The sequence below is a fragment of the Streptomyces sp. NPDC002403 genome (assembly GCF_053593015.1).
On the sequence record NZ_JBSFBQ010000017.1, the window covers coordinates 43,446 to 59,566 of the forward strand.

The 16,121-nt window shown below is 70.5% G+C and carries 14 protein-coding genes, 1 tRNA gene and 2 pseudogenes; 9 read left to right on the forward strand and 8 right to left on the reverse strand.

The window, feature by feature from the left end:
• The first annotated feature begins 461 nt into the window (after window positions 1-461).
• A complete protein-coding gene (locus ACWCPY_RS20200) occupies window positions 462-1,265 on the forward strand; it encodes a methyltransferase domain-containing protein (protein ID WP_451266769.1) in 804 nt (267 codons plus the stop codon).
• 292 nt (window positions 1,266-1,557) lie between these two features.
• On the opposite strand, the gene ACWCPY_RS20205 is transcribed toward ACWCPY_RS20200, so the two are convergent.
• The gene (locus tag ACWCPY_RS20205) at window positions 1,558-2,376 is read right to left on the reverse strand and encodes an isocitrate lyase/PEP mutase family protein (RefSeq protein WP_451266771.1); all 819 of its coding nucleotides are present in this window, start codon (window positions 2,374-2,376) and stop codon (window positions 1,558-1,560) included.
• An 89-nt stretch (window positions 2,377-2,465) separates the two neighbouring features.
• Window positions 2,466-3,668 carry an MFS transporter gene (locus tag ACWCPY_RS20210; protein ID WP_451266773.1) on the reverse strand — a complete coding sequence of 401 codons (1,203 nt, stop codon included), beginning with the start codon at window positions 3,666-3,668 and terminating at the stop codon, window positions 2,466-2,468.
• Window positions 3,669-3,772: 104 nt separating this feature from the next.
• On the opposite strand from ACWCPY_RS20210, the gene ACWCPY_RS20215 reads away from it, so the two are divergent.
• Window positions 3,773-4,303 carry a CGNR zinc finger domain-containing protein gene (locus ACWCPY_RS20215; RefSeq protein WP_451266971.1) on the forward strand — a complete coding sequence of 177 codons (531 nt, stop codon included), beginning with the start codon at window positions 3,773-3,775 and terminating at the stop codon, window positions 4,301-4,303.
• A gap of 397 nt (window positions 4,304-4,700) precedes the next feature.
• A pseudogene (locus ACWCPY_RS20220) lies at window positions 4,701-5,774 on the forward strand (serine hydrolase domain-containing protein).
• Window positions 5,775-5,862: 88 nt separating this feature from the next.
• Here ACWCPY_RS20220 and ACWCPY_RS20225 read toward each other — a convergent pair.
• Both ACWCPY_RS20225 and ACWCPY_RS20230 read right to left on the reverse strand, forming a co-directional pair.
• Window positions 5,863-6,825, reverse strand: coding sequence for a nitronate monooxygenase (locus ACWCPY_RS20225; RefSeq protein ID WP_451266775.1), 963 nt, complete (start codon window positions 6,823-6,825; stop codon window positions 5,863-5,865).
• A gap of 138 nt (window positions 6,826-6,963) precedes the next feature.
• Window positions 6,964-7,614: a DUF5701 family protein gene (locus ACWCPY_RS20230; RefSeq protein ID WP_451266777.1), complete on the reverse strand. Its 651-nt coding sequence runs from the start codon at window positions 7,612-7,614 to the stop codon at window positions 6,964-6,966.
• Window positions 7,615-7,748: 134 nt separating this feature from the next.
• Here ACWCPY_RS20230 and ACWCPY_RS20235 point away from each other — a divergent pair, with 134 nt between their 5' ends.
• The gene (locus ACWCPY_RS20235) at window positions 7,749-8,291 is read left to right on the forward strand and encodes a hypothetical protein (protein ID WP_451266779.1); all 543 of its coding nucleotides are present in this window, start codon (window positions 7,749-7,751) and stop codon (window positions 8,289-8,291) included.
• 51 nt (window positions 8,292-8,342) lie between these two features.
• Here ACWCPY_RS20235 and ACWCPY_RS20240 read toward each other — a convergent pair whose 3' ends face one another.
• Together ACWCPY_RS20240 and ACWCPY_RS20245 are read right to left on the reverse strand one after the other, a co-directional pair.
• A complete protein-coding gene (locus tag ACWCPY_RS20240) occupies window positions 8,343-9,020 on the reverse strand; it encodes a tyrosine-protein phosphatase (protein WP_451266781.1) in 678 nt (225 codons plus the stop codon).
• Between the two features lie 190 nt (window positions 9,021-9,210).
• Window positions 9,211-9,387 carry a hypothetical protein gene (locus ACWCPY_RS20245; RefSeq protein WP_451266783.1) on the reverse strand — a complete coding sequence of 59 codons (177 nt, stop codon included), beginning with the start codon at window positions 9,385-9,387 and terminating at the stop codon, window positions 9,211-9,213.
• A 70-nt stretch (window positions 9,388-9,457) separates the two neighbouring features.
• Here ACWCPY_RS20245 and ACWCPY_RS20250 point away from each other — a divergent pair, with 70 nt between their 5' ends.
• The gene (locus ACWCPY_RS20250) at window positions 9,458-9,664 is read left to right on the forward strand and encodes a hypothetical protein (protein WP_451266785.1); all 207 of its coding nucleotides are present in this window, start codon (window positions 9,458-9,460) and stop codon (window positions 9,662-9,664) included.
• A gap of 156 nt (window positions 9,665-9,820) precedes the next feature.
• Here ACWCPY_RS20250 and ACWCPY_RS20255 read toward each other — a convergent pair whose 3' ends face one another.
• A complete protein-coding gene (locus tag ACWCPY_RS20255; RefSeq protein ID WP_451266787.1) occupies window positions 9,821-10,210 on the reverse strand; it encodes a hypothetical protein in 390 nt (129 codons plus the stop codon).
• A 70-nt stretch (window positions 10,211-10,280) separates the two neighbouring features.
• Between ACWCPY_RS20255 and ACWCPY_RS20260 the strand changes: the two are divergent.
• Window positions 10,281-11,194, forward strand: a pseudogene (locus tag ACWCPY_RS20260) (IS982 family transposase).
• A gap of 18 nt (window positions 11,195-11,212) precedes the next feature.
• Here ACWCPY_RS20260 and ACWCPY_RS20265 read toward each other — a convergent pair.
• Window positions 11,213-11,779: an O-methyltransferase gene (locus ACWCPY_RS20265; protein WP_451266789.1), complete on the reverse strand. Its 567-nt coding sequence runs from the start codon at window positions 11,777-11,779 to the stop codon at window positions 11,213-11,215.
• Window positions 11,780-12,032: 253 nt separating this feature from the next.
• Here ACWCPY_RS20265 and ACWCPY_RS20270 point away from each other — a divergent pair, with 253 nt between their 5' ends.
• From ACWCPY_RS20270 to ACWCPY_RS20280, 3 genes are all read left to right on the forward strand, one after another.
• The gene (locus ACWCPY_RS20270) at window positions 12,033-13,214 is read left to right on the forward strand and encodes a hypothetical protein (RefSeq protein ID WP_451266791.1); all 1,182 of its coding nucleotides are present in this window, start codon (window positions 12,033-12,035) and stop codon (window positions 13,212-13,214) included.
• A gap of 297 nt (window positions 13,215-13,511) precedes the next feature.
• Window positions 13,512-13,583, forward strand: a tRNA-Gln gene (locus tag ACWCPY_RS20275).
• Window positions 13,584-13,586: 3 nt separating this feature from the next.
• Window positions 13,587-15,875 (forward strand): hypothetical protein, encoded by a 2,289-nt coding sequence (locus tag ACWCPY_RS20280; protein WP_451266793.1) that lies wholly within the window; start codon window positions 13,587-13,589, stop codon window positions 15,873-15,875.
• The last annotated feature ends 246 nt before the right edge of the window (window positions 15,876-16,121 follow it).

Here is a 16,121-nt window from a genome sequence, read left to right on the forward strand (position 1 = left end):
AAGTCGTCGGCGACTGCGGTGAAGACGGGCTTCGACAGGTATCCGGGGTGAGGGATGCCATGCGCCTACGCCCGGTCTCCCGTTCCAGTGCCTCGAGTTCGGCAACGTCGAACGGCCTGGACGGCCCCACGACGAGGCGGCCCCGGTACCAACGCGACAACTCCTCGGCCTTGGCGGGATCTTCGCACCCCACGGCGTCGCGGAAAGCCCCGGCTCCGGAACGAGCTGCCGTGCCTGGAGCGCGCCTTGCGACCGGGTCGACAGCTCGGGCCGGCCTGGTCGATTTCGGGGAGAGCGTCCGTACCTGCGAAGTCGCGGTCCATGAGGCGTCGGAAGGCAGTGCCCCCACGGGTCGGGAAGCGGCTCCGACGGCGTGCGGGCCGCGGACCTGGTGCCCGCGCGCCTCGCTGCTCGGCTTCGACAGGCCGGAATCCGACCGCCTCCTCTGCCAGAATCGCCACATGGCTGAACACAACACGGATCACGGCTACCTCCTGGACAACCAGCAGTCGGAGGCCGGGGTCCGCTTCGGCGCGCTCAGTGAGTTGTTCGATCCGGTGACGTTCCGGCATGTCGACCAGCTGGGCATCACCGGCGGAATGCGCTGCTGGGAGGTCGGGGCGGGCGCTCCGTCCGTACCCCTCGGGCTGGCCGAGCGGGTCGGCCCGGAGGGGGCGGTGGTAGCCACCGACATCGACGTGTCGTGGACCCGGGACATCGACGGTGGTGCGATCGAGGTGCTGCGGCACGACGTTGCGGCGGACCCGCCCCCGCCCGGTGCGTTCGACCTCGTCCACGCCCGGCTGGTGCTGGTGCACGTTCCCGATCGCGCCGAGGCGCTGCGCCGGATGATCCAAGCACTGCGGCCGGGTGGATGGCTGTTCCTGGAGGATGCCGACCCGGGGCTGCAGCCACTGTTGTGTCCGGACGAGTCCGGACCCGATCAGCGGCTCGCGAACCGGCTGCGATCCGGTTTCCGCTCCTTGATGGCGGCCCGCGGAGCGGACCTCGCCTACGGCCGGACGCTGCCCCGGCTGCTGCGCGAAGCGGGCCTTGAGGACGTTCAGGCCGACGCCTACTTCCCGATCACCTCGCCGGCCTGTGCCGTTCTCGAGACCGCGACCGTGCAGCAGATCCGCCACCGTCTGGTGGCGGAGGGGTTGGCCACCGACGAGGAGATCGACCGCCATCTGTCCAACGTGGCCACCGGGCGCCTCGATCTGGCCACCGCCCCGATGATCTCCGCGTGGGGGCGCCGCCCGTAACAGCCGGCCGACAACGTCCACCGGCCGGTTTCAGGCCCCTCCACTCGTCCGGGCTCAAGGGCTGTCCGGGCTCAAGGCGCGGCATCCGTCGACAATTTCCGGAGGTACGACTCCGGTTCGGCGCTCGTCCATGCCCACGACTGCCATCTCCAGCGCGAGGAGAGCACGATGCAGATGGGGGAGGGACCGGTGGAGCGGTGAGGCGTCGGTGCACTGGTGAACGCCCGGCCTGGCGGAGTCGAGGCCCCTCGTTTGGATCGCGCCGGGCTCGCGGGGCGGGCCGGCAGGTCGTTCAGTGGTGCCCGGCGAGAAGTGCGTTGAGCTCGGGAAAGGCGATGCCTTCGGTCAGGGAGTCGTACGTGCCGGAACCGAAGAGCTCCTGCGCGGCGCGGCGTGCGGCGGCATAGGCGGCTTGCGCCACGCCCGAGCCGAGGCTGACGCGGGCCACCCCGAGGGCACCGAGCTCGGCAACGGCCGGGGTGCCGGGGCCGGCCATGATGTTCAGCGGTACGGAGATCTCCCCGGTCAGCGCCGCGATGGTGGCGGAGTCGCTGACGCCGGGGACGAAGATGCCGTCCGCGCCGGCGTCGATGTACGTGTGCGCCCGGGCCAGGGTTTCCTTCAGTCGGGTGTCCGGATCGCCGAGCCCGGAAAGGAAGGTGTCGATGCGGGCGTTGAGGAACAGGTCGGCGCCCGCGCGGTCAGCGGTCCGCCGGGCTGCGGCGAGCCGCGTCGCAAGCTCTGTCGGAGGCCGGGTGCCGTCCTCGATGTTGACGCCGACGGCACCCGCGGCGAGCACCCCGGCGACGGTCTCGGCCACCTCGGCGGCGTCGTTCCCGAACCCGCCCTCGATGTCGGCGGAGACCGGGACCGAGACCGCGGAGACGACTCGGGCGATCAGCCGCAGCGCCCGGTCGCGGGCCAGAACGTCGCCGTCCGGGGCACCCAACGACCAGGCGACGCCGGCACTGGTGGTGGCGATCGCGGGAGCGCCCGAGGCCTCGATGACGCGGGCGCTCGCGACGTCCCAGGCGTTGGCGAGCGCGAGGGGCGCGGAGGGGGTGTGCAGAGAGCGGAAGAGGTGGGCGGTGCCCAGCTGTGTGAGAGTCATGGTCGCAGTCAAACACCGGCTGGTGTCTGTCTTCCGGCAGGAATCCGACGTGGACGCCGATCTTGATGCGGGCGGGCGGAACGCCCCGGCTATGCCACCGGAGTGTGGTTCCCGGACGAGTCGGCGTTCGACGACGGGATCGCGAAGCGGGCCAGTGCCGCGAGGGCCGCCACACCCGACGCGAGTGCCAGGGTGCCCGGAACGGACCAGGTCGCAAGCGGTCCGCCGATCGACGCTCCGAGGGCGAACCCGGTGATCTTCAAACTGGCACCGGTGGTGAAGATCTGGCCGCGCAGGTGTTCCGGAGCTTCGCGGTGGCGGACCGCGAACAGAGCTGCCAGTTGAGGTCCTTCACCGATCCCGGCCAGCAGCGCGGCCACGATCAGCACGGCCGGCCGGCCCGACGCGGCCAGGGCCAGGGCGGCGGCCTGGACAAGGGCGCCGGCCCAGATGATGGTGTCGGGCACGACCGAGCGCGGGAATCGCGCGAGTACGGCGGTGGCCGCGAGGGCGGAAATCGCCGTGCAGGCGAGCAGCATCGCACCGCGGCCGGCTCCGCCCAGGACGCGCTCGCCGAGGATCGCGACGCAGGCCGTCAGCATGCCCTGAGCCGCACAGGAAACGATCGAGGTGAGAGTCACCCGGGCCAGGGGAGGTCTTCTGACAATGACTCGTATCCCGGCGGCAAGGTCGCTGAACACCGAGCCCGGCCGAGGGCCCCTGCCCCGGCCGGGACGGTCGGGGAGCGTCCATGCGGCAGGAAGCGCCAGACAGATGAGCGCCGCGGAGACCGCCACGGCCGCAGGGGCTCCCAGCGCCTCCGCCACTCCGCCGGCGAGAGCGGGACCGGCCAGGCTCGCCGCGCCGAACGTCATGGCGTCGAGGGCGTTGGCCCGGGGCAGGCGGTCACCCTGCACCACTCGGGGCAACTGGGCCGTCCATCCCCCCGAGAGGGCCGGCCCCAGCATCCCCGTACACACTGCGATCAGAAGGGTGACGGCGAACGGCAGACGGCCGAGCGCCGCGAGGATCAGTCCCAGGCCGGCCGCGTACAGGACGAGGGCTCCGGCCAGCAGGCCGCCCGGCCGTCCTGTTCTGTCCAGGAGCGCCCCGAACACCGGCCCGCCGACCGCGGCGGAGATCGTGACGCCTGCGAGCAGCGACGACGCGTCCGCGGCCGAGCCGGCCAGTGCGAATCCTGCCAGCATCAACGCCGGCCCCGACATCTCGTCCCCGGCACGGGCTGTCACGGCTCCGGCCAGATAGAGGTGGAGCGAGTAACGCCTTTTCATGAGTGAGACGTTACGGAAGTAACTCAAATATCAGCAATATGCGTTACATTCCCTGAGTGCCTTCCCACATCGACGACTGGTCCACCCGGCACTCCGTGCTGACCATGGCCCGGCGGACCGCCGCCCTGATCAACGTCCTCGACCACGACCGTCCCGACCCGGTCGAGGTCGCCGATGTGCTTCGTGCCTACGGCGAGCCTGAACCCATCGCGCTCACCACCGGCGATGTCGCCGGGATGCGTGCGGCTGCCGCCCTGCTGCGGGAAGTCTTCGCCGCCGGGAGCACCGACGGCGCCGCCGCCGGTCTCAATCGCCTCCTGCGGGAACACACCGGACCGCTCCGCCTGACGTCGCACGACGGCAGCGCCCCTTGGCACCCCCATCTCGACGACGATGACAACGCCCCCTGGGACGAGTGGCTTCTCGCCTCGTCGTGCATCGCCCTGACCGTCCTCATCTGGGAACACCAACGTCCGCCCGGCAGGATCTGTTCGTCGCCCGGCTGCCGGATCGTCTTCATCACCCGGGGCAGTGGCCCGGAACGCCGCTACTGCTCGCGCCGGTGTGCGACCCGCGAGCGGGTCGCGGCCCACCGGCGCTCCCGATCCGCCGCACAGTCGCGCCGGTCCGAGTAGGCGGCGCGCCGATCGGTGCGCGACCGGGTCCGGATGCGCGACGGTTGGCGGATGAGGTCGGGGGCACGGCCGCGAGGACGGCCGGGAGCTCCGGCGCGGTGGGGAGCCTCGGTGGGCTACCGGCCGGCGTCCGACCGGCAGGGCCAGAAGTCCGCACGCTCGGGAGCGGTGCGCTGTCCCGGGGGTCAGCCCTACCCGAAGCCCGCCGGGTAGCAGGATCGTCCCGGGCGGACGGATCCGGAAATGTTGGTTCCGGTACATACCGCTGGTTTCCCAACGTTTCCACAGGAGTTGGCTCGTGCGTGAGCAGGCATGGCAGAGGGTTCGTTCTTCAGGGCGGCGGCGGGGCGGCCGGCGCAGAGCCGTGCACGCCGCGGCCGCGGTGGTCGTCGGTGTCATGACCCTGGGAGTACTGACATCGCCCGCGGCGTCCGCCGCCCCCAGGCCGGACTCCGTCCAGCAGAGCCTGAACGCGCTGCTGCACTCCGACGGCCTGCCCGCCGCGCTGGCGGGCGTCACGGACCGTGCGGGACATACCCGCACCTACACCGCGGGAGTCGGCGATCTGGCCACCGGCTCGAAGGTGCCCAGGGACGGGCAGATCCGGATCGGCAGCAACACCAAGACGTTCACCGCGGTGGTCGTGCTCCAACTGGTCGGCTAGGGGAAGATCCGCCTCGACGCGCCGGTCGACACCTATCTGCCGGGGCTCGTACGCGGGGAGGGTGTCGACGGGCGCCGCATCACCGTCCGCCAGCTCCTCCAGCACACCAGCGGACTCCCCGACTACAGCAAGTACCTCGGTGAAGAAGTCCGTTACTTCGCACCCCGTGAGCTTCTCGGCATCGCTCTCCGGCACAAGGCCGACTTCGACCCCGGGGAGGGCTGGAAGTACAGCAACACGAACTACGTGCTGGCCGGGCTGATCGTGGAGAAGGTCACCCGCCACTCCCTGTCCAGCGAGATGGACCGGCGCGTCATCAAGCGCATCGGGCTGCACCACACGTACTTCCCCGCCCCGGGAGACGCGACCATCCGTGAGCCCCATCCCAAGGGCTACTACCGGGATTCGGCCGACGCGCCACTGGTCGACGTCACCGAGATCGACCCTTCCTGGGGCTGGGCCGCAGGTCAGTTGGTCTCCACCGGCTCCGACCTCAACCGGTTCTTCACCGCGCTCCTGTCCGGCGGCCTCCTCCGGGAAGCCCAGCTCACGCAGATGCGCAGCGGAACCGAACCCGCCGGCGCCACCTTCGGCCCCGGCGCCCGCTACGGACTGGGGCTCGTGAGCAAGCCACTGCCGTGCGGCGGCCTCTACTGGGGCCACGGCGGCAGCTTCCCGGGATACGAGACCAGGGGCGGCGCCACCGACGACGGCCGCGCCGCCAACATCGCGGTGACCATGCAGATGACCGACGAGGCGGCCAGGAAGCGTGTCGACGATGTCGTGGACACGACCCTGTGCCGCTGAGCCACACCTGACAGCGGGTCCGCCCGCCCGGGCCGGTGCGCGCTCCCGCCGACCGCCGGTCACGGAAGTGCCCCGGAATGCCCGCGCGTCAGTCCCGCCCTGCCCGGGTCAGGGCGTCCTCGGCCTGGGCAGCCAGTGCGGCGACGAGATCGGCCGCCGGTGGCACGTCATTGACGAGGTCGACGCCTTCGCCGGCCCACACCGGCAGCGGCGGCACGTCGCCTCGGGCCACATCGGCCTGATAGGCGTGCCGGGCGTCCGGGTCGGCGGCGAGTTCCGCCTCCCTGCCTCGCCACTGGTCGAGGTAGGGATGGCCGAGGGTGCGAGCCGTGTACTTCGCCGTCGACCATCCGGCTCCCCTGGCGATGTCGAGGACACCGCTGCGTTCCGTGTCCTGCCCGCGACCGCTGACGATCGCCTCGGTGGTCGCGGGATCGGCCAGAGATTCGGCGGTGGCCTGGAATCGCGTGCCGATGAGCGCACCGGCGGCCCCCAGGGCCAGGGCAGCCGCCACGCCGCGGCCGTCGGCGACCCCACCGGCCGCCAGCACCGGCACCGGCGCGGCCAGGTCCACCACCACCGGCACGAACGGCAAGGTGGCCCTGCCGCGCCGGGCCCCGTGTCCGCCGCTCTCGGTCCCCTGCGCGACGATGACATCGGCCCCCAGATCCACCGCTGTCCGGGCCTCCTCCGGATCGGTGACCTGAACGATCACCGCCGCGCCGGCGGCCCGGATCCGCTCGACGAACGGGCTCGGGTCCCCGAAGGAGAGCATCACGGCCCGGGGGCCGTGCTCCAACGCCTGCTCGACCGCACCGATACCGGCCGCCCAGCTCAGGAATCCGATGCCCCACGGTCTGCCGCTCGCGGCCGCGACGGGCAGTTCGCGGGCCAGCCACTCTCGGTCCCCGTACCCGCCGCCCAGCAGTCCCAGTCCGCCGCCGCGGGAGACGGCCGCGGCCAACGCGCCGCCGGCCGACCCTCCCATGGGCGCCAAGGCGATCGGGTGACGCACACCGAACATCTTCGTGAACGCAGTCGACAATGCCATGACCACCATCCTCGCCCGGTTCGTCCTTCTGAACCATCAGCCAGGAACCCGGCCCGGAATCGAGGGAACTGCCCCGCCCCGAAGACCCTCGTCCCCTGCCCCGCCCCATGACCCGGTGCTGCGCCCGTCGGACGGATGCTACTCGGACCGGGCCGCGGTTCGTCCGGCCGCCGAGGCGAAGCCGAGCCAAGTGTGCCGGTTCCCCGCCCAACACCAACCCGCCTTCGGCGCGCCACGGTTGTCCCGGCCGTCACGCCCGGTCCCGTTACTGATCCACAGTGCCGGGGTTCGCGCGTCGAGCGTGCCGTTGTCCCTCCGCAGGCGGGAGCCGATGGTCATGAAGCAGTGTCCGCGTTCAAGTGCCGCCGGTTGCTGAAGCACCCAGTGCATGCCCTCGGCCAGGAGCACAGGAGTGCGGCCTTTTTCGACGATGGCGGGGAGCGCCTCGTCAGGGCTCCAGTTCGCCATGTGATCGCCTCGGTCGATGCCTTCCAGGACGTAGAACGGCTCGTCGGGCACCTTCGTGGATTCGATGGGCGAGAACTGATCGATGTCGGCCATGTCGACCACGACGAACCCGGGCTTCCCCTGATGCCGGAGCAGCGGTGCGAGGGCCGACGCCGGGACGCGGTCCGGGTGGACGACAAGAAGGCCGGCACGGGCCTCGGCCCTCGCGGCCGTCGTGCGCAGCTCGGCGGGCCGGAAGCCGCCGAGCTCATGAACTCCGAGCTCGATCAGTCGCTCTGCCTGTTCGGCGACCGAGGGCAGAGTGTGCGATTCGGCTGACATGCGACTCCATGAGATGTCGAAGCAGGGCAAGTGGAACGTGCCCGCCTACAACGCGGCGGGCGCCGGATTCGTTCCCCGACGCCACTGCCGCTGACGCTGCCGGACAGTTGTCGCCCGCGTGGAAGGATGAGCTCATGTGGTCGCGACTGCCGTTCGGAGACGGGCTACGAACCGAACTGGGCTCCCCCGGGCGCTCTCGGCGTCTGAGCAGTAGCCCTCGCTCCCGTGTGTGGCAGGTGGATTTGGCCGGGAGGCCGGCCATGGTGAAGCAGATCGTCGGCGGTCCCGACGCCGAGGAGCGATACGCCCGCGAGGTGCTCTCGTTGCGGCTCGCCGCCCGGATCGAGAAGCCCGTGGTTCCCGCCCTGCTGGGCGTCGATCCCGGCGAGCGGGTCCTGGTCCTGGAGCATCTTGACCACCGACGCCCGTCCAGCGACTGGCTGGTCGAGAGGGCCCGCCGCGGAACCATCGACCACCTGGCCCGGATTCCGGACCGGGACTGGAAGTGGGGCACCGCGACCGCCCGGCAACGCCTCGTCCACCGGCTCGGCGTCGTCGGCCGGATGACTGCCGACCGCGCTTGCCCGAGCGGCCTGAGCAGGCTCAGCACGGACATGCGCCAACGCATGCTCACCCGCTGGCCCGAGCTCCCGCCCGTCCCGGCACAGCACCCGTAGTGATCCGCCGGTGTCCCGATCCCGGCCCTGCAGCCGTAGTGCCCGAGCGTGTCAGGTCAAGGCGCGTTCAAGCGACCGCAGTTCGGCTTCCTCGGCACCGTGCGCCAAGAGGTAGTCGGGTACGGACCCGTAGTGGCTGCGGATCCAGATCATGGCGTGGAGCAGGTGAGTCGCAGTGACGGCGCGGGTCGCGTGGCCGGCACCAGCTGTGACCCCGCTGAGGCCCAGGGCCGTGTTCGAGCGGAGGAAGTCCTCCGTCACCTCCTCCTCGGAGGCGCTCGCGAGCGTCTGGAGGATGGCCACGGTCACACCGGTCCGGTCCTTGCCCGAGGCGCAGTGGAGGAGAGCCGGCAGTGCTCCGGGAACGATGAGCCGGCGGATGGCCGCAACGGTCGAGCGCCCGGCGTGCTCGGCCATGGCGGGGTAGAGCTCACGCTGGTCCGAAGGCCAACGCTGTTCGACGAAGAGCGGTATGTGGCTGTACTCGAACTCCAGGTGCCGACGCAGATCAGGTCTGGCGACCGCCTCCGGCCGACTGCGCAGGTCGATCACGCTGCGCAGGCCGATTTCCTCCAGTCTCCGCGCGCCTTCCGGCTGCATGGCATCCAGCGCACCGGAACGGTAGAGAACGCCGCGGCGCAGCGCACCCACACCACCCGCATCGCGGAAGTTCCGGACACCGGGGATGTCGTTGGGCGCGCATCCTCGCCGGTCAGTACGTTCGTTCACGAAGTGAATATAACGAGACCGCCCTGCTGACCTGCACCCTGCCCTGATGCACGGCGCAGGTCGCGGGCCACGCATCCTCTCGCCGGAACTCCGTCCGATTCGGTCGAGGAGCGCAGGCAGCCGGGACAGGGTCAGGGCCTGCTGATGCCCGGTCGGCCGAGGGGGCGGAGGCCCCGGCTTCCTCAGCGTCTCAGAGATCGGGGTTCAGTACCGGGCTCCGCCGGCCCGGGATCATGTCCGTGCGCGAGCGCAACACCGCGTCCACCGTCTCCGGCTGCGTTCCCTCGCTCGTAGCGTCTCCCTCGACGATCTCGCTCCGGACGGAGTCCGGGAAGGCGACGGACGCCTGGATGTGCGACTGCTTCATCTGCAATTCGTATGCGAGCGACTCGGTCAGCGCCAGCGTGCCGCTACGCTCGTGGGCACCGGACGCCGCGGTGTCCCTGAGGGCGCGGGACACCACGGAGGTGCGTGAGGCCTTCGCCTTCGCCATCGCGCAGCTGCCGGGGTGGGAGCTGTTCGCGGCGTTCGCCCTCCGGGCCGCCGGCATCGACGGTGACCCGGCCCACCACCGCGACGCGGTCCACCGAATCACCGACCACTACATGCGCACTGCCGTGGAGCTCCCCGACGGCCGTTCCTGAAATGTCGTCCCGAGGAGGCGGCGCATCGCACGTCCACCTGGATGATCAATTCCAAGGGATGCCTGCGGAGGGTGTGGGGTGGGCGGCGGCCGAAGCCACCGCGAGACGGTCAGGCGGCGGGCTGCCGGCCCTGGTTGTCCAGGTGGCAGCGGGCGGTCAGGCGTCAGGGTCGACTTCGGGGTGCGTGAACCGCACGGGCTTGCCCAGCGACCGGGCGTAGGCGATTTCGGCTCGGGTGCTGTCTCCGATGTAGTCGCCGACTACGAGCACCTCATCAGCGAGCCGGATCTTCGCCCGGTGCAGATCGTCGAGTCGAACCTTCAGCGCCTCGGCCTCGACAGGATCGGACCAAAGTTCGTGCGGCGACTTCATGTCACAGCCCGGTTTGACGACAATCCTTCCGGCTTTGGTCTCCCGCAGATCGGCCTCGTTCATCTCGGTCATGAAGCGGGTGGAGCCGCAGATCACGACGATACGCGGGAGGCTCAACAGCTTCTTCGCGTCGGCGAACTTCTCCTCGGGGGTGAGCAGTTGCGGGTATGACACTGGTTCCTCCTGGTGGTGTGGTCCAAGGGGTGCCTGCGGAGACGAGAACGAGGGTGCCCAAGATCGTTTTGTGACGAACGACGTGGACACCCTCGCGACAGCACTCTATGCGACGACCGACGACATGCTGAAGGAGCATCCCGACCTGGCGCCGTGGCGCCCGCCGGTCGGCATTACGCCCCGCCTGAGCGATGCCGAACTGGTCCCCCTGGCCACGATGCAGGCCATACTCGGCTACGCCTCCGAGGCCAAATGGCTCCGCCATGCCCGTGCCCACCTGCGCCACCTCTTCCCCTACCTGCCCCAGCAGCCCGGCTACAACAAGCGGCTGCGCAAGGCCGCCGGTCTGATGCGAAGCGTCAACCGGATCCTGGCCACCACCACCTCGGTGTGGAGCGCCGACGTATGGGTCGTGGACTCCACCCCGGTGGAATGCGGCCGCTCCCGCGAGAGCGTCAAACGCTCCGACCTGGCAGGTTGGGCCGAATACGGCTACTGCGCCAGCCACAGCCGCTTCTTCTGGGGCCTGCGCCTGCATCTGGTCTGCACCCTTCAGGGCCTCCCCATCGCCTTCGCCCTGACCGGGGCCAAGGCCGACGAACGCGAGCCCCTCCTCGACCTCCTGGCAGCCGAATGCGAGCTTCTGCGACAGCGCCCCGCCAGACTCTCATCGGCGACAAGAACTACTTCGGCCGTGGTTTCGAACGCGAACTGTCCAAGCATGGAGTCCAGTTGCTGCGGCCTGCCCGTAAAGGTGAACGGGAACGGCCTGGCGCAGCCCTGTTCAAGCCGCTGCGACAGGTCATCGAATCGATCAACGAGACCTTCAAGGGACAGCTTGACCTCGAGCGGCGTCGAGGGCGCACACCCGGAGGTGTCATAGCCCGCATCATGCAACGCATCCTCGCACTGACCGCCGCGATCTGGCACAACGACGCCACCGGACAAACCGTCCTACGCTCACTGATCGCCTACGATCACTGACCCCTTGAACTAGATCATCTAGAGGCGGCGCGCCGCCATCACCACCGAACTGACCGGCGTCGTGAGTACTTCAGTGGCATCCAGGTCCGGATGACCGAGGTAGAACAGGCGGAGCTCGTCGACCTCACCCTCGAAGCGGGGCGGCCAGTGGGACGAGGGGGTGAAGTCGTCCAGGATGAGCACGCCTCCGGGAGCCAGCAGATCGACGACCCCCTGGGGGTCGTCACGCTTGCCTCCGCCGTCGCAGAAGAAGACGTCGAACGGGGCATGTCGTTCGATCAGCCGCCAGTCCCCGACGAGAACACTGACGCGCTCGTCGTCCGCGAACACACCGGCCGCTCGACGGGCCAGGTCCTCGTCGCGCTCCACGGTGACCAGGCGTGCGCCGGCACCGAGGCCGCTGTGGAGCCAGGCGGTACCCACTCCCGAGCCGGTGCCGCTCTCCGCGATCGTTCCGTGGGGTTTCGCAGCGGTTGCCAGCCTGAGCAGCCTTCCCACCTCGGGGATACAACTCTTCTTGAACCCCACCTCGGAGGCGGCACGCTCCGCCGCGACCACACGATCCGGAACAGCACGTTCAGCCATGGATGGCACCCTTCTTCGACGTGGTCATGACGCTATCCGTGAGCAGAGGTCCGCGCACCGGATTCCGTCCGACCACTGGCTTCGGAAGCTCTGCGGGCCGCTTGGTCACCACGACGATCACGAGGCTGACCGCCCGGTAGCGGACATCGACGCCGGGCAAGTCGGCGTACGACCGTGATCCGTATGTGATCGGCGCCTCGTAATCTCCATGGCCAGGGGTTCACCGGATGAGCGGTCGAAGCGGGGGCGGCACATGACATACCGGCGCGCGGCAATACCGGCACTGGCAGGAGGCCTGCTCCTCACGGCCCTTCTGTGGTGGGCGGGGGCGAGTGCGCAGGCACTTCACCTGCCCGGCAGCGCCGGCGTCTTCGGCGGCCAGGCCACCGCCGAGCTCGAACGGTGGCTCGTCCCCTGGTCGTACGACCCTCCGGCCTCGGTCCGGTTCGGCGCCGGAGTGTCCGGCGGGATCGGGGACACGGCAGCGACCGACGGCACCCGCTATCTCTCGCTGTACGAAACCGCGATGCAGATCCGGTTCGCCGCGGTCTTCGCCTTCTTCGTGCCCGTGGCCCTGCTCCTGATCCGCAGGCTGCCACCCGTGCGGGGTCGGATGCCGGCCGCACTGCTCGCGGTGTGGGCCTGGGGTCTGGTGGCCGGAACCCTGGCCGTGACCGTCTCCGCGCCGTGGCTCATCGCCTCGCAGGGACGCGGCAGTTACCGCTTCCTGCCCCAGCTCGCGAGCGTGATCTCCTCCGGGCGGCAAGCCCTGGTGGCGGCCGCGCTGGTGGCGGCCGCGGGTGCGGTGCTCATTGCGCGCATCACCGCCAAGGGAGCCGGTCCGCTGCCGCAGGAGACCGTCCCGGCGCGCCCCGCCCGCCTGGCCGCCACCGTCGGAACGGCGGTGATCGCGCTGTCCCTGGTGGTCCTCTCGTACCAGCCGGTCGCCGCCGCCATCCAGCAGGTCTCCCCGGACAGCGGGTTGCTCTCCGAACCGGGCGATCTCCTGCGCCAGTGGCTGCTGCTCGGTGCCTGGTCCGACCCGGCGGGTGCACCGCTCGGCGACTGGCTCCTGTACCGGGCCGCCGACGCGCTGCTGCTCGCCGTCGTGTGGCTGGCGCTGCGGCGGCTGCCCGCACTGTTCACCCGGCCCACTGTCCCGGCGATGGCGACGGGCGCGGTCTGCGCGACCGTCCTCGGGCTCCTGGCGAGCCAGTTGCTGCGGGTGGCCACGGACTGGGTGGGCCTGCGCCGGGGCCTGCTGCAGTTGTCCGCCGGCATCGGTGGCGGCGTCCCGGCCGCCCTGACCTGTGGGCTGGTGGCGGGTGTCGCGGCTGCCGTGACGCTGCGGATGGCTGTGAACCGTTCCGATACGGGAGACACCACGGCCCCATTCCAGGGTCCGCCCGACGCCGGTGCGGTCGGGGCTCGATGAGAGACGCGCCCAGCGCCTGCCGCCACCACGACCACTGAGGCCATAGTGGCGTGCGATCCCGGCCCGGCAGACCGTGACGTCCTCGGATGAGAGGCTTCGACACGCACCGGGGCGGGTTCACAACGAGAGCCTGCCGCCCCTCGTCCGGCATACGAATTCGCGATCGTGCCTCGCGAACCTCGCGGCCGCCGCAACTGACCCGTTGTCGTCGGCTCGGAACGCTACCGGCCACCGGGCTGCGACAACCAGGACAATGCGCTTGCACGGCTTCTGCCGGACATCTAGCCTCACGTCCATCGACGTGTAGCTCAGTAGCAGAGCACCGGGCTCTGGACCCGGAGGGCGCAGGGGCAGAACCTGCCACGTCGGCTTATGAACGAATACGCTGAGCAGCAGCAATCCGCAGGGTCCACGAACTCCACGGCCTTTCCCGAGGCCATGCGGAACCAGGCTTTTCTGACCTGGCTGACCCATGGTGAATCCGCCACCCGGACCCGCGCGGCGGAGCGCATCGAGCGTTGGAAGGCTGTCCTCTCCGGAATGGCAGACGGCCGCCTGACCATCGGCTCACGCACCCCCGTGGCGGGACTGCCCGCCTGGGTGACCCCGGAAGTCGTACGAGGCGGCTTCGCCACCTCCGCGGCGCGAGCCGAGGGCCCGCTCCAGCCGTACGAACACGAGGCCGCGTCCCTGGCGGGGGTACCCGCCGAGCGTCGGGCACTGTTCGCATACTGCCTCACCGAACCGGGCCTCGCGCGGCTGTACTCGCTGCTCGACAGCGGACGTTACGAGATCCTGGTGCCCGAGGAGGCCGCGCTGCTGGTCGTGGCGTGGCTGGTGCGAGCCGGGGACGTGGCCGGTGCGCTGGATCTCGTCGAGATCCTGGAACCGTGGGCCGACCGGCTCCGCTTCATGCCGCGGCCGTCCGCCCTGCCTGCGCCCGACGTCCGGGCGGTGCACCGGCGCACGGTCGGCGACGTCGGGGCGTCCTTGTCCGCCCGACGCCTCAACTCCGCGGTGGAGACCCAGCGCGAGGCCCTCACCATCTGGCAGCCGTTCGGCGACGAACTGCTCACCCACTGGCTGGAGACAGCCGGGACCGGCCGCGTGCTGGACCGCATACCCGACGACACATGGCAGGAGCGCGGCGAGCTGCTCCTGCGCCGCTACCGGGTCCTCGCCGCGGCCCACACACGCTGTACCAAGCACCGTGACCCGAAGGAGAACCTGGGCATCCTGCGCGGCGCCCTGGAGGAAACCGTCGCAGGCCGGCCGCTGGACGCCCGTCGGATCGGGCTGCTGCGGCACGCGGTGGAGTCGATGGTTCGACGGCGCGGTCGTCCCGGCTCCGTACAGCACAGCGAGTTGCGTGCCCGTCAGGCGGGGCAGGCTGCCCGGCCCTCGCACCACGCACTGGCCCAACTCGTTCTCCGCCGACTCTCCGGACTACCTCAGCAGACCGGTGCGGCCGATGTGGCACCACTGGTCTCGGGCGTCTCGCCCCGCGAGGCCGCCGAGACGGGATTGCCGACGGGGGCGGCGATCCCGGTCGCGGTGCGACACGTCGTGGAGGCGGCACTGAGTGCTCCCATCAGCACGCTTGTGGAACGTGGCGTGGTGCCCTCGGCCGAAGTCCTGGCCGAACTCGTTCCGCAACTGGTCGCCGCAACCGATTCTCAGGCCTATCAGGACCAGCAGCTGCGCACCCTGATGGCCGCGAACTACCGGGCGTTCCGCAACCGCCGCTCGCTGCTTCTGCTCGACCTCGCCCGGCAGGTGCGGACGGAGGAGCTGCCCTGGGTGGGGGCGGTGGCCGAATACCGCGCCGACGATCAGGGACAGGAGGAAGTTGCGCACATCGCGTTGCGTCAGCTCGGCGAACTGGCCGTGCAGGCCTTCCCCGGCACGCTCCTGCCCAACCCGCTGGTCCGGGAGCTCGGCGTGCTCGCCCGACAGGCCGATGCCGGCGCTCCGTTCGTCGAGGAACTCGCCTCGGACATCTTCATGGGCACCTTCACGCCGAAGTTCCTCGCTGCGGCGCGGGTCGCCGCCGAACTGCTCGGCGGCACTCTGTACGAGCGCTACTACGGCATCGACTACGCCGCGGTCCGCAACCTCGCGATCACCGAGGCGAGCCAGTCGCTGCGCCGTACCCATCGGGCACGCACCTCGCCCGGATTCGCGAAGCTGTGCGCGGCGCGGGCCGGTGAGTCGGACGGGCAGACCCGGTCCGTAGCGGCCAACGGCAAGGTCATCGAGCAGGCCCAGATCCTCACCACGCACAATCTGGCCACCCTGGTCGGCCGGGTCGGCATCAGTCCCGAACCTGGGTGGGCGGACCTGGCCCGGCGCTCGTTCACCACCGTGTGTCTGACGACCGCCCGGACGCAAGGAAATCCGCGACCACTGCCGATGGTCAAGGACGCGGCGTACGCATGGCGTCAGATGGTGTTCCACCTGTCGCTCTGCGGTCCTGCGGAACAGGCCCGGGTGATCGCGGGCCTGGACGAGGAGACGGCCCGCCATCGCGCTCATGTCGCGGTCCGGCTCGCTCCGGCGCTGACCGGCCTGCGCCAGGCCGCAGCAGGCGGCTCGCCGGAAGCGGGCGAGGGACGCCGTCTCCTCGGCTGGACCACACAGGCCCACTGGCTGGCCCGATGAGAGGCCGAGTGGCAACGTCGTACAACGGTGTCCGGGGTCCCCAGGTCTTCCGTGCGGCCGGGGCCGTCGGTCACCCGGGCGATCACGGCCATGTCGGTGTTGTCGCGCGAGACGTCGTCGGGTTTGGCGGACGGCAACGTCAGCGCGCCCAGGTCGTCGTAGTGAATGACGGGTTCGCGCGGGGTGGTGAAGCGAAGAGCCGTGCGGGCTTCCCGCCACGACCGGCTGGGACTTTCGGCGGTGCCG

What these genes read in the sequence shown, in the direction of transcription:
- ACWCPY_RS20215 (WP_451266971.1), top strand. Translation starts at nt 3,773, where the DNA reads ATGGCCCGGCGGACCGCCGCCCTGATCAACGTCCTCGACCACGACCGT.
- ACWCPY_RS20245 (WP_451266783.1), bottom strand. Translation starts at nt 9,387, where the DNA reads ATGAAGCAGTCGCACATCCAGGCGTCCGTCGCCTTCCCGGACTCCGTC.
- ACWCPY_RS20230 (WP_451266777.1), bottom strand. Translation starts at nt 7,614, where the DNA reads ATGTCAGCCGAATCGCACACTCTGCCCTCGGTCGCCGAACAGGCAGAG.
- ACWCPY_RS20210 (WP_451266773.1), bottom strand. Translation starts at nt 3,668, where the DNA reads ATGAAAAGGCGTTACTCGCTCCACCTCTATCTGGCCGGAGCCGTGACA.
- ACWCPY_RS20205 (WP_451266771.1), bottom strand. Translation starts at nt 2,376, where the DNA reads ATGACTCTCACACAGCTGGGCACCGCCCACCTCTTCCGCTCTCTGCAC.
- ACWCPY_RS20225 (WP_451266775.1), bottom strand. Translation starts at nt 6,825, where the DNA reads ATGGCATTGTCGACTGCGTTCACGAAGATGTTCGGTGTGCGTCACCCG.
- ACWCPY_RS20280 (WP_451266793.1), top strand. Translation starts at nt 13,587, where the DNA reads ATGAACGAATACGCTGAGCAGCAGCAATCCGCAGGGTCCACGAACTCC.
- ACWCPY_RS20265 (WP_451266789.1), bottom strand. Translation starts at nt 11,779, where the DNA reads ATGGCTGAACGTGCTGTTCCGGATCGTGTGGTCGCGGCGGAGCGTGCC.
- ACWCPY_RS20200 (WP_451266769.1), top strand. Translation starts at nt 462, where the DNA reads ATGGCTGAACACAACACGGATCACGGCTACCTCCTGGACAACCAGCAG.
- ACWCPY_RS20270 (WP_451266791.1), top strand. Translation starts at nt 12,033, where the DNA reads ATGACATACCGGCGCGCGGCAATACCGGCACTGGCAGGAGGCCTGCTC.
- ACWCPY_RS20235 (WP_451266779.1), top strand. Translation starts at nt 7,749, where the DNA reads ATGTGGTCGCGACTGCCGTTCGGAGACGGGCTACGAACCGAACTGGGC.